General features: G+C 68.3%; 14 protein-coding genes. 5 read left to right on the forward strand and 9 right to left on the reverse strand.

Annotation, left to right across the window (positions count from 1 at the left end; translation table 11 throughout):
- Both QOC76_RS17845 and rlmB read left to right on the forward strand, forming a co-directional pair.
- Positions 1–1,069: cysteine--tRNA ligase (locus QOC76_RS17845; protein WP_526358735.1), on the forward strand; the 1,069-nt coding region annotated here is incomplete at its 5' end.
- The gene (gene rlmB, locus QOC76_RS17850; RefSeq protein WP_526358737.1) at positions 1,070–2,017 is read left to right on the forward strand and encodes a 23S rRNA (guanosine(2251)-2'-O)-methyltransferase RlmB; all 948 of its coding nucleotides are present in this window, start codon (positions 1,070–1,072) and stop codon (positions 2,015–2,017) included.
- Here the strand turns inward: rlmB and QOC76_RS17855 are convergent.
- Genes QOC76_RS17855 through QOC76_RS17870 form a run of 4 tightly spaced genes read right to left on the reverse strand, consistent with a single transcriptional unit; the run spans position 2,014 to position 5,788 of the window.
- Positions 2,014–2,820: an SGNH/GDSL hydrolase family protein gene (locus QOC76_RS17855; protein ID WP_526358739.1), complete on the reverse strand. Its 807-nt coding sequence runs from the start codon at positions 2,818–2,820 to the stop codon at positions 2,014–2,016. The genes rlmB and QOC76_RS17855 overlap by 4 nt on opposite strands.
- A 57-nt stretch (positions 2,821–2,877) precedes the next feature.
- Entirely contained in the window at positions 2,878–4,119 is a 1,242-nt protein-coding gene (locus QOC76_RS17860) for an SLC13 family permease (RefSeq protein ID WP_526358741.1), read from the reverse strand.
- Complete coding sequence (locus QOC76_RS17865) at positions 4,110–5,030, reverse strand: MBL fold metallo-hydrolase (RefSeq protein ID WP_526358743.1); 921 nt, start codon at positions 5,028–5,030, stop codon at positions 4,110–4,112. Before QOC76_RS17865 ends, QOC76_RS17860 begins: the two co-directional genes overlap by 10 nt.
- Positions 5,030–5,788: a LamB/YcsF family protein gene (locus QOC76_RS17870; protein WP_526358745.1), complete on the reverse strand. Its 759-nt coding sequence runs from the start codon at positions 5,786–5,788 to the stop codon at positions 5,030–5,032. Before QOC76_RS17870 ends, QOC76_RS17865 begins: the two co-directional genes overlap by 1 nt.
- A 29-nt stretch (positions 5,789–5,817) precedes the next feature.
- Between QOC76_RS17870 and QOC76_RS17875 the strand changes: the two genes are divergently transcribed.
- Positions 5,818–6,645: a sulfurtransferase gene (locus QOC76_RS17875; RefSeq protein ID WP_526358747.1), complete on the forward strand. Its 828-nt coding sequence runs from the start codon at positions 5,818–5,820 to the stop codon at positions 6,643–6,645.
- On the opposite strand, the gene QOC76_RS17880 is transcribed toward QOC76_RS17875, so the two are convergent.
- From QOC76_RS17880 to QOC76_RS17890, 3 genes are read right to left on the reverse strand one after another with little or no spacing between them, the layout of a single operon-like run.
- Entirely contained in the window at positions 6,642–7,508 is an 867-nt protein-coding gene (locus QOC76_RS17880; RefSeq protein ID WP_526358749.1) for a metal ABC transporter permease, read from the reverse strand. The two genes, QOC76_RS17875 and QOC76_RS17880, sit on opposite strands and share 4 nt — an antisense overlap.
- Positions 7,501–8,319 (reverse strand): metal ABC transporter ATP-binding protein, encoded by an 819-nt coding sequence (locus QOC76_RS17885; RefSeq protein WP_526358751.1) that lies wholly within the window; start codon positions 8,317–8,319, stop codon positions 7,501–7,503. Before QOC76_RS17885 ends, QOC76_RS17880 begins: the two co-directional genes overlap by 8 nt.
- A 7-nt stretch (positions 8,320–8,326) precedes the next feature.
- Positions 8,327–9,238, reverse strand: a complete 912-nt coding sequence (locus QOC76_RS17890) for a metal ABC transporter solute-binding protein, Zn/Mn family (RefSeq protein ID WP_526358753.1) — start codon at positions 9,236–9,238, stop codon at positions 8,327–8,329.
- Positions 9,239–9,325: 87 nt separating this feature from the next.
- Between QOC76_RS17890 and QOC76_RS17895 the strand changes: the two genes are divergently transcribed.
- Positions 9,326–10,426 carry an Rv3575c family transcriptional regulator gene (locus QOC76_RS17895; RefSeq protein WP_526358755.1) on the forward strand — a complete coding sequence of 367 codons (1,101 nt, stop codon included), beginning with the start codon at positions 9,326–9,328 and terminating at the stop codon, positions 10,424–10,426.
- Position 10,427: 1 nt separating this feature from the next.
- On the opposite strand, the gene otsB is transcribed toward QOC76_RS17895, so the two are convergent.
- Together otsB and kstR are read right to left on the reverse strand one after the other, a co-directional pair.
- Positions 10,428–11,171, reverse strand: coding sequence for a trehalose-phosphatase (gene otsB / locus QOC76_RS17900; protein WP_526358757.1), 744 nt, complete (start codon positions 11,169–11,171; stop codon positions 10,428–10,430).
- 3 nt (positions 11,172–11,174) lie between these two features.
- Complete coding sequence (kstR, locus tag QOC76_RS17905; protein WP_199193627.1) at positions 11,175–11,780, reverse strand: cholesterol catabolism transcriptional regulator KstR; 606 nt, start codon at positions 11,778–11,780, stop codon at positions 11,175–11,177.
- A 275-nt stretch (positions 11,781–12,055) separates the two neighbouring features.
- On the opposite strand from kstR, the gene QOC76_RS17910 reads away from it, so the two are divergent.
- Complete coding sequence (locus QOC76_RS17910; protein ID WP_526358760.1) at positions 12,056–14,179, forward strand: acyl-CoA dehydrogenase family protein; 2,124 nt, start codon at positions 12,056–12,058, stop codon at positions 14,177–14,179.
- The last annotated feature ends 62 nt before the right edge of the window (positions 14,180–14,241 follow it).

Genomic DNA, 14,241 nt, shown 5'->3' on the forward strand with positions numbered 1-14,241 from the left:
GGCCGAACCGCGCGCGACCGGGCACATCACCCAGATGATCGAGTTGATCGCCCGGTTGATCGACGGCAAGCACGCATACGCAGCCGACGGCGACGTCTACTTCGATGTGTTGAGCCTGCCCGATTACGGCAAGCTGTCGGGCCACCGGATCGACGACGTCCATCAGGGCGAAGGCACCACATCCGGCAAGCGCGACCAACGCGACTTCACACTGTGGAAGGGCGAGAAGCCCGGCGAGCCGTCCTGGCCGACGCCGTGGGGCCGCGGAAGGCCGGGCTGGCACACGGAATGCGTCGCGATGTGCGAGGCGTACCTCGGCGCCGAGTTCGACATCCACGCGGGCGGAATGGATTTGATCTTCCCGCACCACGAGAACGAGATCGCGCAGGCCGAGGCCGTCGGCGACCAATTCGCCCGGTTCTGGTTGCACAACGGCTGGGTAACCATGGGCGGCGAGAAGATGAGCAAGTCGCTGGGCAACGTGTTGGCTATCCCGGCTGTGCTGCAACGGGTCCGGCCCACCGAGCTGCGGTACTACCTGGGCAGCGCGCACTATCGGTCGATGCTGGAGTTCTCCGAGACCGCACTGCAGGATGCGGCGAAGGCCTACACCGGTATCGAGGACTTCCTGCATCGGGTGCGCAACCGGGTCGGTGCTGTGGAGCCCGGTGAGTGGACGCCCGCGTTCGCCGCCGCTCTCGACGATGACCTGTCGGTGCCGATCGCGCTCGCGGAGGTGCACGCCGCACGTGCGGAAGGCAACAGGGCGCTCGAGGCAGGCGACCACGATACGGCGATGGCCCGCGCACGCTCGATCCGCGCGATGATGGGCATCCTCGGCTGTGACCCGCTCGACGAACGGTGGGAGTCTCGCGACGAGGCATCCGCGGCGTTGGCTGCCATCGATGTGCTGGTGCACGCGGAGACGCAGCGTCGCCAAGATGCACGCGAGCGCAAGGACTGGGCGGAGGCCGACGCGATCCGTGACCGGCTCAAGAAGGCGGGCGTCGAGGTCACCGACACCGCGGACGGACCGCAGTGGACGCTGCTGGACGGGTACACGACGTAGATGGCTGGAAACTCGCAACGCCGCGGCGCGATCCGCAAGGCGGGCACCAAGAAGGGCCCCAAGGTTGGCTCGGGCGGCGTCCGCCGCCGCGGCCTGGAGGGCCGGGGCGCCACCCCGCCCGCCCACATGCGACCGAACCACCCGGCCGCCAAGCGCGCGAAGACGCAACAGAAGACGCAGCAACAGCGCCGCCAGCAGAGGCGCACCGATGACACCGAGGTGGTGCTCGGCCGCAACCCCGTGTTGGAATGCCTGCGCGCCGGTGTGCCCGCCACCGCGCTTTGGGTGGCGCTGGGCGCCGAGGCCGACGAGCGACTGACCGAATCGGTGAGACGCGCGGCCGACGCCGGGATCTCGATCCTCGAGGTACCCCGCAACGATCTGGACCGCATCAGTGCCAACGGGCTGCACCAGGGCATCGCGCTGCAGGTGCCGCCCTACTCCTACGCACACCCCGACGATCTGCTCGCGGCCGCATCCGCGGACGGTGCGCCCGCGTTGTTGGTCGCCCTTGACAACATCTCCGACCCGCGCAACCTGGGAGCGATCGTGCGTTCGGTGGCAGGATTCGGCGGCCACGGGGTGCTGATTCCGCAGCGCCGGTCGGCGTCGGTCACCGCGGTGGCATGGCGCACCAGCGCGGGCGCCGCCGCCAGGCTGAGGGTGGCCAGGGCGACGAATCTCACTCGGACACTGAAGAGTTGGCGTGACGCTGGGCTACAAGTGATCGGCTTGGACGCGGACAGCGACATCACGGTCGACGAACTGGACGGCACAGACCCGATGGTCGTGGTGGTCGGCTCCGAAGGCAAAGGCCTGTCGCGGCTGGTGCGGGAGAACTGCGACACGGTGGTGTCCATCCCGATGGCGGGGCCGACCGAGTCGCTCAACGCGTCGGTGGCCGCGGGCGTGGTGCTGGCCGAAATTGCCCGCCAGCGAAGGGGTTAAACGACCTTGCTCAGGGTCGTGCGCTTCGGCTCGATGCCCGCGCCCGGCTTGGCCAGTCGCATCCGCTTGGCGATCCACGGCGCGGCGAATGCCGCGGTCCAGCGAAGGTTCGAGCGAAAGTCGCGCGCCGGCGCCGTCGACGACACCAACGCAGCCGACCGCGATGTGAGTTCGTGGGAGACAGCAAGCGCGTCAAGTACTTTGGCGGCGAAGCGCTCGTGGCCGAGCGGTGACAGGTGGATGCGGTCGCCGTCCCACAGCCGCGAGTCGCGAAATTCGGCGAACCGCCAGAAATCCACCAGCCCAAGATCGAGATCGTCGGCGATGCCGCGCAGCAGTTCGTTGTAGATCGCGGCGCGGCCCCTCAGCCGCCGGAACAGCGGTACCGTGCCGAGGTCCGCGGCGGTGAATGCGAGCACCGTCGCACCCGTCTGCTGCAGTTTCTTGAGGCCCTCGGCGTATCTGGCCATCATGTCATCGATGTCGTTGCGCAGCAGCAGCAGGTTGTTCATCCCCGCGTAGATGGTGACGAGATCTGGCTCGAACATGACGGCGGTCTGAACCTGCTCGTCGAGGATTTCGTCCATCCTCCTGCCGCGGACGGCCAGGTTGGCGTAGCGGAGGTCGGGATTTCTCTGTGCCAGCGCGACCGCGACGTGATCCGCCCATCCACGCAAGCCGTTGGGGCTCGAGGGGTGCGGGTCGCCGACACCCTCGGTGAACGAGTCGCCGAGCGCCACGTAGCGGGTGAAGGCGGCCACGGCTCCAATTTTGCGGATTACCCGCCGATTCGCTAATCGCATCGCGGTCGATCAACGACTGGACGTCAACCGTCTCACCGTTGTTCGCGGCGCCGTAACCTAAACGCCGAACAACCGGATGCCTGCCCACAGCCCCAGCACAGCGACGATGAGGGTGACCGGTGTCGTGATCAGCCCGACCCGGCTGAATTCGCGGAACCCGACGGGAATGTCGCGGCGGACAACGCTGCGCCACAGCAGGTTCGCCAGTGAGCCGACGTAGGTCAGGTTGGGCCCGATGTTGACGCCGATCAACATCGCCAGCACTGCCGCCGGTCCCGATGAGCTCACCAGCGGCAGCAGCACGAGCACCGCGGGCAGATTGTTGACCATGTTCGAGAGCACCGCCGCGACCGCCGCTGTCCCGAGCAGCGCAAGCAACGTGGTGCCGCCGGGCAGCACGCCGCGCATCGCAGATTCGAGACCGTGCAACATCAGTGCGTCGACAACAACGCCGAGGCAGAGCACGAACACCAGGAACGGCACGTCGGCAGCTTCGGCGATACGGGCGACGGATGTTTCGCGCCGGGCGAGCGCGCGCACGCCGAGAACCACCGCACCCGCCAGCGCGGCCCAGGCGGGCGAAAACCCCAGCATCGATGTGACGGCGAACCCGGCCAACGTCAGTGCCAGCACCACCAGTACGAACACCGGGACCTTCACCGGATCGGTGGTCGGCTCGGGGTGCGGCTTGACGGCGAGGTCCCTGGCGAAAAGCCAACGCAGCAAGAAGTATTCGGCGACAACGGCGGCCAACCACGACGGCGCCATCACCGCGGTGAAGTGGACGAACGAAAGTCCCGCGGCGGTGAACGCCAGCAGGTTGGTCAGATTCGACACCGGCAGCAGCAGCGACGCGGTGTTGGCCAGATGCGCGGTGGCGTATGCGTGTGGTTCGGCAGGCACCCACAGCGCGCGCGTCGTCGCAAGCACCACGGGCGTCAACAGCACGACGGTCGCGTCAAGGCTGAGCACCGCCGTCGTGACGGCCGCGATGACGAACACCCTCAGCAGCAGTCGCCGGGTGTTCCCACCGGCGGAGCGGGCCATCGCCGCGCCTGCCGCCACGAACAGTCCCTCGTCGTCGCACAACCGCGCCAGCACGAGCACGGTGGCGAGGAACGCGACAACGGGCAGCAACCGCCCGACCTCGTCGGCCGCATCGCGCAGCGGCACCACACCGGCCGCGATCAGCAACGCCGCGGCGGGAATGGCCACTACGGCTTCCGGCCAGCCTCGCGGCTTGACCATCGCGAACACCAGCACAACCGCCAGCGCCACCAGCGCGAGCGTCAGCTCCACGGGTCAGCGCGCTGCCACGGCGAGGGCAGATGCAGCGGTATGCCGTCGTCGTCGGCGAGTGCAGTGAGCACCCGCATCGAGACGTCGAGGTCGTCGCCTGCATAGGGAAGGGCGCGCAGCGGCTTGGTCAGTGGCCGAAAGAAGTCGTCCCAGTGGATCAGCACCACGCGGCGTGCGCCGACGGTCCGCACCGTCTCGGCCCAGTAGTCGACGAGGTAGCGCTCCGGTTGCAGACCCAGCTGCCCGATGCCGAGATAGAGGACCTCGGCGCGGTATCCGGCCAACGCGCCGGGAACGAAGCCTGCACTGCCGATGATCAGCAGCCGTCGATCCGACGGTCGGTGGTGCACCAACGTCGACCACGCCTCACCACACTTGTAGGCCGACGTCCTGACCGGAGGCCTGACGGGCGTGGTGATCACACCCGGAAACCGGTCCGGGGGGCAGTGTTGCGCTTCCACCAGCGTCACGTCGTAGTCGCCGAGCGCGATGGCTTGTCCGGAAGTCGCGACGACCACCCGGTCTTCGGCGAGCCCACCGCCGATGCCGACCTGTGCGGCCGACTCGCCGCCGACGATGCGCGCGCCGGTGCGTTGCGCGACGACCGCGGAATCCATCGCGTGGTCGAAATGGGTGTGCACCGGCAACACGGCCTCCAGCCGGTCGACCCCCAGCCGTTCGAGGCTGCCGTCGATCCGCGCTGCCGACGGCGCGATGCGGCCGAGGCCGACGGCGGCCAACCCCGGCCGGGAGAAGAAGCCGTCGGTCATCAGCGCCGACGAGCCGTCGTCGACGAGGAGGGTGGTGACCCCTGCCCAGGTCACTGTCAGCGGTGCGTCGGCAGCCGCCCCCGGTACGTCGAAATACGCTGTGTAGTCACGCAGATCGGGCCGGCCCGGCTTGATTCTCATCAGACGAAAGCCGCCAGAGCCACGCCCTCGCTCGCCAGCCGGTCCCTCACCGCGGTCGCGATCTGGACGGCGCCCGGCGAATCACCGTGGACACAGACGGATTCGACGGTGATGGATATCGTCGACCCGTCGACGGCCACAACGCGTCCGGACTGCACCATCGATGCCACCCGGTCGGCGATCTCCGCGGGGTCGTGCAGCACCGCGTTGCGCTGCCGCCGCGACACGAGCTGTCCGTCGGGGCGGTAGGACCGGTCGGCGAACGCCTCGGGCACGGTGCGCAGGCCGAGCCGGTCGGCTTCGGCGAAGAACACCGAACCCGCCAATCCCAGCACCGGCAGATCAGGGTCGACGGCGTGCACGGCCTGCGCAACCGCGCGGGCCTGGTCGTGGTTGTTGACGATCGTGTTGTACAGCGCGCCATGAGGTTTCACGTACGTGACCGACGACCCGGCCACGTGTGCGAGCGCCTGTAGCGCGCCGATCTGATAAATGACGTCGGCGGTGAGGTCGGCAGAGCTGATGTCGATGAAGCGTCTGCCGAACCCGGCGAGGTCGCGGTAGCCGACCTGGGCGCCGATCCGGACGCCCTGTTTCGCGGCTTCTTCGCAGCTGCGGCGAAGCGTGGTCGGGTCACCCGCGTGGAACCCGCATGCGACGTTGGCGCTGGTGACCAGGCCCAGCATCGCGTCGTCGTCGCCGAGCTGCCATGTCCCGAAGCTCTCCCCAAGGTCGGCGTTGAGGTCGACGGAGGCCATGCAGCCAGCCTAGATGGCACGCTGGACGCGTGGACCGACGACGGCGTGACGCGGTATTGATCACCACAACCGAACTGGCCGCGCTGCGGGCGGCGGGCGATCCGGTGGCGATCCTGGACGTGCGATGGCAGCTGACCGAGCCGGACGGGCGCGACGCCTTCGAACGCGGGCACATCCCTGGTGCGGTGTACGTCTCGCTGGAGGATGAGCTCAGCGACCACTCGGTCGCCGGGCGCGGGCGTCACCCGCTGCCCTCGGGCCGCGCAGTCGAGGCCGCCGGGCGTCGGTGGGGTATTCGCAAGGACGTACCCGTCGTCGTCTACGACGACTGGAACAGGGCAGGGTCGGCGCGGGCATGGTGGGTGCTCACCGCCGCGGGTATCGAGGACGTCCGGATCCTCGACGGCGGATTGGCCGCCTGGACCGGCGAGCTCGAGAGCGGACCGGTGACGCCCGAGCCCGGCGACGTCTCGGTGCCTCACGAGGACCTGTACGCCGGTGCGCTTCCCACCCTGACGGCCGAAACGGTGATGGCCGCCGACACCCTTCTCGATGCGCGGGCACCCGAGCGATTCCTCGGCCATGTCGAACCGATCGATCCCATCGCAGGGCACATTCCCGGCGCCTGCAACGCACCGAGCACCGGCTTTCTGGCCGGGGACGGAACGTTCCTCGAGGAGAGGGATCTGGCGCGGCTGTTCGGCGATATCGAGGGCGCGGGCGCCTACTGCGGCTCCGGCGTCACCGCATCGGTGGTCGTGGCCGCACTCGCGACGCTCGGCATCGACGCTGCGCTGTATCCCGGGTCGTGGTCCGAATGGTCTTCTGACGGGGCACGTCCCGTCGAAACGGGTTAGTACGCCGGCACGGTGCGCTGCCGCCTGCCGACGAGCCAGCACAACAGGAAAATCGCGAACGAGATCGTGGTGACGAAGACCGACACCGGCACCCCGGGCGCCAGCGACAGCAAGATGCCACCGACGGCGGATATCTCGGCGAAGACCACGGAGGCGGCGATGTTGGCGGCGGGGGAGACGAAAACCCGCGCGGCCGCTGCGGCGGGCGTGATCAACAGCGACATCACCAGAAGCGCGCCGACGATCTGTACGCCTTGCGCCGCCACCACCCCCACCAGCGCTGCGAACACGATGCCCATCGCGCGGACCGGCACGCCGCGCGCGGCCGCCACCTCCGGGTCGACGGTGGAGAACAGCAGCGGTCGGTAACAGGCGGCAAGCACGACGGTCACGACGACGGTGACCACGGCGAGCAGCGCCAGCCCCGAGTAGCCGACGCCGACGATCTGACCGGTCAGCAGCGCGAAGCTGGTACCCGTGCGGCCCGGGTACAGATGGATGAACAGCACGGCCAGGCCGAGCCCGAACGCCAGCACAACCCCGATCGCGGAGTCACGCTCGCGGGCCCGCTGCCCGAGAATGCCGAACAACACGGCGGCCAGCGCACTGCCGACGAGCGCACCGAGGCCGACGTTCAACCCGGTCAGCAACGCGAAAGCCGCTCCGGTCAAGGACAATTCGCTGGATCCGTGCACCGCGAACGACATCTGCCTCATGATGATGAACGGCCCGATCAGGCCGGCGACGAGCGCCAGTAGGGTGGCCGCCAGCAATGCCTTCTGCACGAAGTCGCGGCCAAGGAGATCGGCGGTGACGTCGAATGCGAACAGGTGCGCGAGAAGATCGGTGAGCCGGTCATTCATGGGTGTGCCCGCTCGTGTGGCCGGAATGGTCGATGTGTTCGCCGACGACGACGTAGCGGCCGTGCACCTTTACCACCTGAATGTCGGCGCGGTAGAGCGCGGAGAGCGTGTCCGAGGTCATCACCTCATCGACGGTGCCGACGCGAAACCGCCCGTCGACGAGGTAGAGCACCCGATCTATATACGGCAGAACGGGATTCACCTCGTGCGTGACGAACAGCACTGCAGTTTCGGCGTCGCGCCTTCGCTGATCGATGAGCGAGGACACCAGCCGCGCGTTGGCCGGGTCGAGGTTGAGCAGCGGTTCGTCGCACAGCAGGAGCACGGGATCGCTGGCGAGCGCCTGCGCGACCCGGACACGTTGCAACTCTCCACCGGACATCACCCCGACGGCCACGTCGGCCAGGCGGCCGGCGTTCACCTGCTTTAGAGCCGTCTGCACCGCTGCGCGTCGTCGGGTCCGCTCGGCGGGCCGCATGCTCGTCACACCCCAGCGATGACCGTCGAGGCCGAGCCTGACCATGTCCCTGCCGCGCAACGTCAGGCCGCGGTCGACGGCCCGGTGTTGCGGCACATAGCCGATCAGCTCGCTGCCCTCGGTCACCGGCCTGCCCGCAACCGTGACCGTGCCTGCCGACAGCGGCAGCTCACCGAGGAGCACCTTGAGCAGCGAGGTCTTGCCAGTCCCGTTCGGCCCGAGCACCGCGATGAACTCGCCCGCCCGCACACACAGGTCCAGTTCGTCCCACAACACCCGGTCGCCGAAGGCGAGCCGGCCGCCCTTCAGGTCGACGACGTCTGAAGCCTCCACCAGGTCACTATCGATTCGTCTGTGGCGCTTTGTCGAATTGGCTCGCCAACTTGTCGACGGTATTGCGCTGCCACGTCAGATAGTCGACGCCTTGGGGAAGGGTTTCGGTCACCGTGACCACCGGCAGCGACGCCCGCCGGGCCGCGTCCTCGATCTGTCTGGTGGCCGCAGTCTCGGTCTGCGGGTTGAACAGCAGCACCGATACCTGGTGGCTGTTGATGAGGTCGAGCATCGCGGCGACGTCGGCGGGTGACGGATCGTCGCCCTCCTCCACCGCACTGGCGAAGCCGGGCGGGGTGCGGTCGGCTATGCCGGCATTGCGCAGCAGGTAGAACGCCACCGGTTCGGTCGCCACCACCGACCCCGACGGGTGCGCCTGTCCGATGGCCCGCTCCGCGGCCGCGATGTCGTCGGCCTGCCGTCCGAATGCGGTTGCGTTGGCGTGGTATTCGTCTGCATGCGCAGAGTCGATCTGGGCGAGCCGCTTCGCGATCTCGTCGGCGACGGCCTTGGCGATGCCGACGTCGTAGAAGACGTGCTCATTCGCCGGTCCCTGTGTGCCGCGCAGCGAGTAGGCGTCGACGGCGTTGGCCTCGGGCTTACCCGCCAGCACGTCGTCGACCCAGTGGTCGTACCCGCCGCCGTTGTAGACCAGCAGCGACGCGTCGGTGATCTCGGCGACATCGGCGGGAGTCGCTTCGAACGAGTGCGGGTCGGCGTTCGCGCCGGTCTCGATCGATTTCACCGATGCAAGCGGGCCCGCCACGGCGGCGGCCACACTGCCCCACACGTCGGTGCTTGCGACGACGTCGACGCCGCCGTGATCCTGACCTGACGCGCTCTGGCCACAACCCGCCGCGGCGAACACGGCCGCCGCCAGCGCCACTGCCAGTCCGATCGCCGTCGCGCGCACCGACATCCTCCTAATACAAATGAAAACCGTTTCCAATAACTCTAACGCAACCGGTGCCGCTGTGCGAACAGGAACGTCAGCTAACGTCACACCATGAACAGGGGTCCCACGCCGCGGCGTCGGGCGACCCTGGCTTCCCTTGCCGCCGAGCTCAAGGTTTCGCGGACCACGATCTCCAACGCCTACAACCGGCCCGACCAACTATCAGCAGATCTACGCGAACGGGTGTTGGCGACGGCCAAACGGCTCGGGTATCCCGGGCCCGACCCGGTGGCCCGCTCGCTGCGCACCCGCAGGGCCGGCGCTGTCGGCCTGGTGATGACCGAACCGCTGAACTATTCGTTCAGCGATCCCACCGCGCTGGACTTCGTCGCCGGGCTGGCGGAGTCGTGTGAGGACGCGGGCCAGGGGCTGCTGCTGGTCGCGGTCGGGCCGAACCGGTCGGTGAGCGACGGATCGGCCGCCGTGCTCGCTGCGGGTGTCGACGGCTTCGTGGTGTACTCCGCATCCGACGACGACCCGTATTTACAGGTCGTGCTGCAGCGGCATCTGCCGGTGGTCGTCGTCGACCAGCCCAAGGATGTGCCCGCAGCCTCCCGGATCTGTATCGACGATCGGGCGGGCATGGCCGGACTGGCCAAATACGTTGTGGAGCTGGGCCACCGCGAGATCGGGCTGCTGACCATGCGGCTGGGCAGGGAACGCCCGCCGGGCGGCGGCAAGCCGTCGGTCGCAAACCCGGATCGGCTGCGGACACCGAACTTTCACGTGCAACGGGAACGGATCCACGGTGTTTACGACGCCATGATCGACGCGGGGCTGGATCCGGCGTCGCTGACCGTAGTGGAAAGCTACGAGCATCAATCGACTTCGGGCGGGGTGGCGGCAGAGGTTGCGCTCGAGGCCAACTCGCGTATCACGGCGTTGATCTGCACCGCGGACGTGCTGGCCCTCTCGGCGATGGATTATCTGCGCGCGCGCGGAATCTATGTGCCCGGCCAGATGACGGTGGCCGGATTCGACGGCGTGCCCGAAGCGCTGCGCCGCGGCCTGACGACGGTGAAACAGCCAAGCCTCGAAAAGGGCGTGCGGGCAGGACGACTGCTGCACAACCCGCCGCGGTCCGGGCTACCGGCGATCGACGTGCTCGACACGGAGCTGATCCGCGGTCGCACCTCGGGGCCGCCGGGCTGAGTCAGGCGCGTCGCGCGCGAAGCAGGTACTCGAGCACGTCTGCGACGTCGTCGGGCGAGCGGACTCGGTATTCGGCCAGCGTCTCGCCTTCGCCGACCTTGACGCCGACATCGGAATCGCGCAGTCGGCGGAACGCCTTCTCGTCGGTGACGTCGTCGCCCATGAACGCGACCGCTGCCGCGTCATACCGTTCGCGCAGGATGTCGACGGCCTCACCCTTGTCGGTGGAGATGACCGCGAATTCGAGCACGGCCTTGCCCTCTGTGAGTTCAGCATCCCAGGATGTCGCGGCCGCGCGCGCTTCGCGCAGTGCCGCGTCGCCGTCCGCCTGGGTGGCATTTCGCACATGCAGCGCCACGCTGGCCGGTTTGGACTCAACCGTGACCCCTGGGCGGTAGGTAGCAATGTCGTTGAGCGCATTGGTGATTCGAGCCAGAAGGGATTCATCGACCTGGTGTGCGAATCCGGCGTCGAACTCGGCGCCGTGGCTGCCCACGAAATTAACCTCCGGCGGCATGCGGGCGAGCTCCTTCAACACGCTGAGCGCACGGCCGGAGACCAGCGCGACGTGTGTCGATGGCAACCTCGCGAGCTCGACCAAGGATTCCGCGGCGGCGGGTAATGGTCGGGCGTCGGCTGGATCGTCGACGATCGGGGCGAGGGTCCCGTCGAAGTCACAGGCGACCAGCAGCCGAGGAACTGCGGCAAGGGCATCGAGCGCGCGCTGCAATTCGACCGGGAGCACGCGTCAAATCTTAGGGTGCTCGCCGTCGCCGATGAGCAGACGAACGGCAAGGTCGAGTCGCTTGCTCACATCGGTCGCCGACGCCCGGCGCGTCAGCCAGGCCAGCAGATTGGACAGCCAGACGTCCGAGATCACCCTGGCGATGTGGTACTGGTCCTCGGTCGGCTCACCCTCGCTCATGGCGCGCGCGAACATCGAGTCCATCAGCTTGCCGACGTGATCGACCTCGCCGGCAGCCGATGCGTCGGCGAACACGAAGGCCCGGGTCATCGCCTCGGTCAGCAGCGGGTTGCGCTGCATCGCCCGGTTCAGCTTGCCCACCATGAGGTTGAGCCGCTGATACGGCGTGCCGCCCGCCAGCGCAGCGCGGTCGGTCTTGGCGTCGATGCGCTCGAACTCGCGGCCGAGGGCGGACACCAGCAGGTGCACCTTGGACGGGAAGTAGCGGTAGAGGGTGCCGACGGCGACGTCGGCGCGCTCTGCCACCGCACGCATCTGCACGGCTTCGTAACCGCCCTTGGAGGCGATGGCGAGGGTGGCGTCGAGGATTCGCTTGCGGCGCTCGCGCTGGGCTTCCGACCCGAGTTCGGATTCGGCGAGCACAGACACCGGCATCACCTGGGGTGGCCGGGACTCTGAACCCGAAGACGGGTTGGGTTGTGCTGGCTGTGACATCCCGGACATCCGGCGGACAGCTCCTTCATCATGCAGTGTCGTAGGAAACGATACGCATGCCGATCCATGTTTTCTCACTTCAGTGCCTATTGCCCACCGACGTGTCCTGCTGTAACGGCGTTCGACTTGACGCTCGATGGCTGGCACTATTAGAACACGTTCTAGTGAGAAGTCAGTCCCTTCCCACGCGAAGGCTGAGGAGACTCCAAATGTCGCAGGCGTCAGCGACCGCCACCGACGAGCAGTTCGCCGCGCGTGAGCTGGTCCGCAGCTGGGCCGCGGGGTCCGCCGCCGTCAAGGCGGCCCGCGAGATCGAGCAGGGCGATCCGGAATCGTGGCGTGCGCCCTACACGAGCCTGGCCCAACTAGGGATCTTCGGCGTGGCCGTGCCCGAGGAATCCGGCGGGGCCGACGGCACGGTCGACGACCTGTGCGCGATGGTCGAGGAGGCCGCCGCCGCGCTGGTCCCCGGCCCGATCGCCGGCACCGCCGTTGCCACCCTCGTCGTGCCGAGTTCGCGGGCCGACCTGTTGGAGGCGTTGGCCTGCGGCCGGCGCACCGCAGGACTCACGCTGAGCGCCGACGTGACATTCGACGACGGCCGGGCCTCCGGCACCGCCGAATACGTGTCGGGTGCCACCGCCGACGGGCTGCTGCTGCTGCCGGCCGGCGAGAAGTTCATCCTCGTCGATGCCACCGCCGACGGCGTGGCCGTCGAACCGCTGACGCCGACCGACTTCTCCCGCCCACTGGCCCGGGTCATCCTCGCCGACGCACCCGCCGAGGCGCTGCCCGTTTCACAGCGACGGGTCGAGGACCTCGCCGCGACGGTGCAGGCCGCCGAGGCCGCCGGGTTGGCAAGGTGGACGCTGCACACCGCCACCGAATACGCGAAGGTTCGCGAACAGTTCGGTAAGCCGATCGGTAGCTTCCAGGCGATCAAGCACATGTGCGCCGAGATGCTGCTGCGTTCCGAGCAGGCCGCGGTGGCCGCGGGCGATGCGGCGCGCGCCGCCAACGGCTCCGACGAATCACAGCTGTCGATCGCCGCCGCCGTCGCGGCCGCCGCGGGCATCGAGTTCGCCAAGGCCAACGCCAAAGACTGCATCCAGGTGCTCGGCGGCATCGGCATCACCTGGGAGCACGACGCACACCTGTATCTGCGCCGGGCGTACGGCATTTCGCAGTTCCTCGGCGGCTCGTCACGCTGGCTGCGACGCGTCGCGACGCTGACGCAGCAAGGCGTGCGCCGCGAACTGCACATCGACTTGGCATCCGTCGAGCACCTGCAACCCGAGATCGCCGCCGCGGTGGCCGATGTCGCGGCCCAGCCCGCCGAGAAGCGGCAGATCGCGCTCGCCGAGGCCGGCCTGCAGGCACCGCACTGGCCGGCGCCGTACGGCAGGGACGCCTCGCCCGCCGAGCAGCTGTTGATCGATCGCGAACTCGCCGAGGCGGGCGTCGAGCGTCCTGATCTGGTGATCGGCTGGTGGGCGGCACCGACCATCCTGGAGCACGGCAGCCGGCAGCAGATCGAGCAGTTCGTGCCCCCAACGCTGAGCGGCGAGCTGATCTGGTGCCAGCTCTTCAGTGAGCCCGGCGCCGGCTCGGACTTGGCTTCGCTGCGCACCAAAGCTGTTCGCGCCGATGGCGGTTGGAAGCTGACCGGGCAGAAGGTGTGGACATCTGCCGCGCACAAGGCGCAGTGGGGTGTCTGCCTGGCGCGCACCGACCCCGATGCGCCGAAGCACAAGGGCATCACGTATTTCCTCGTCGACATGTCCTCGCCTGGCATCGACATCCGGCCGTTGCGGGAGATCACCGGCGACAACTTGTTCAACGAGGTGTTCTTCGACGACATGTTCGTGCCCGACGAGATGGTCGTCGGCGAGGTCAACGACGGCTGGCGGCTGGCGCGTACGACGCTGGCCAACGAGCGCGTCGCGATGGCCCACGGCACGGCCCTCGGCAACCCGATGGAAGAGCTGCTGCGTTCGGTGGTCGCGCTCGAATTGGACCCTGTGGTGGCCGGCCAGCTGGGCCGGTTGATTCTTGCCGCCCAGGTCGGCTCGCTGCTGGACCAGCGCATCGCACAGCTGGCGGTCGGCGGCGCCGACCCAGGTCCGCAGGCCAGCGCCCGCAAGCTGATCGGCGTGCGGTATCGGCAGGCGCTGTCGGAATTCCGTATGGAGCTGACCGAGGGAGCCGGCGTGATCGAGGACGGAAACACCGTCCACGACTTCCTCAACACGCGCTGCCTGACCATCGCGGGCGGCACCGAGCAGATCCTGCTCACGATGGCAGGCGAACGGCTGCTCGGCCTGCCCCGCTAGCAGTCCTGCTACCTCGCCGTAGTGGCGAAAAGCACGAGCGTGCTTTTGGCGAATACGGTAAT

The organism is Mycobacterium sp. (assembly GCF_032159565.1).
Taxonomy (GTDB): domain Bacteria; phylum Actinomycetota; class Actinomycetes; order Mycobacteriales; family Mycobacteriaceae; genus Mycobacterium.

Coding starts and splice junctions, on each gene's coding strand:
- QOC76_RS17870 (WP_526358745.1), bottom strand. CDS start 5,788: ATGGCCTCCGTCGACCTCAACGCCGACCTTGGGGAGAGCTTCGGGACA.
- QOC76_RS17890 (WP_526358753.1), bottom strand. CDS start 9,238: ATGTCGGTGCGCGCGACGGCGATCGGACTGGCAGTGGCGCTGGCGGCG.
- QOC76_RS17880 (WP_526358749.1), bottom strand. CDS start 7,508: ATGAATGACCGGCTCACCGATCTTCTCGCGCACCTGTTCGCATTCGAC.
- QOC76_RS17855 (WP_526358739.1), bottom strand. CDS start 2,820: ATGCGATTAGCGAATCGGCGGGTAATCCGCAAAATTGGAGCCGTGGCC.
- QOC76_RS17895 (WP_526358755.1), top strand. CDS start 9,326: ATGAACAGGGGTCCCACGCCGCGGCGTCGGGCGACCCTGGCTTCCCTT.
- QOC76_RS17910 (WP_526358760.1), top strand. CDS start 12,056: ATGTCGCAGGCGTCAGCGACCGCCACCGACGAGCAGTTCGCCGCGCGT.
- rlmB (WP_526358737.1), top strand. CDS start 1,070: ATGGCTGGAAACTCGCAACGCCGCGGCGCGATCCGCAAGGCGGGCACC.
- QOC76_RS17865 (WP_526358743.1), bottom strand. CDS start 5,030: ATGAGAATCAAGCCGGGCCGGCCCGATCTGCGTGACTACACAGCGTAT.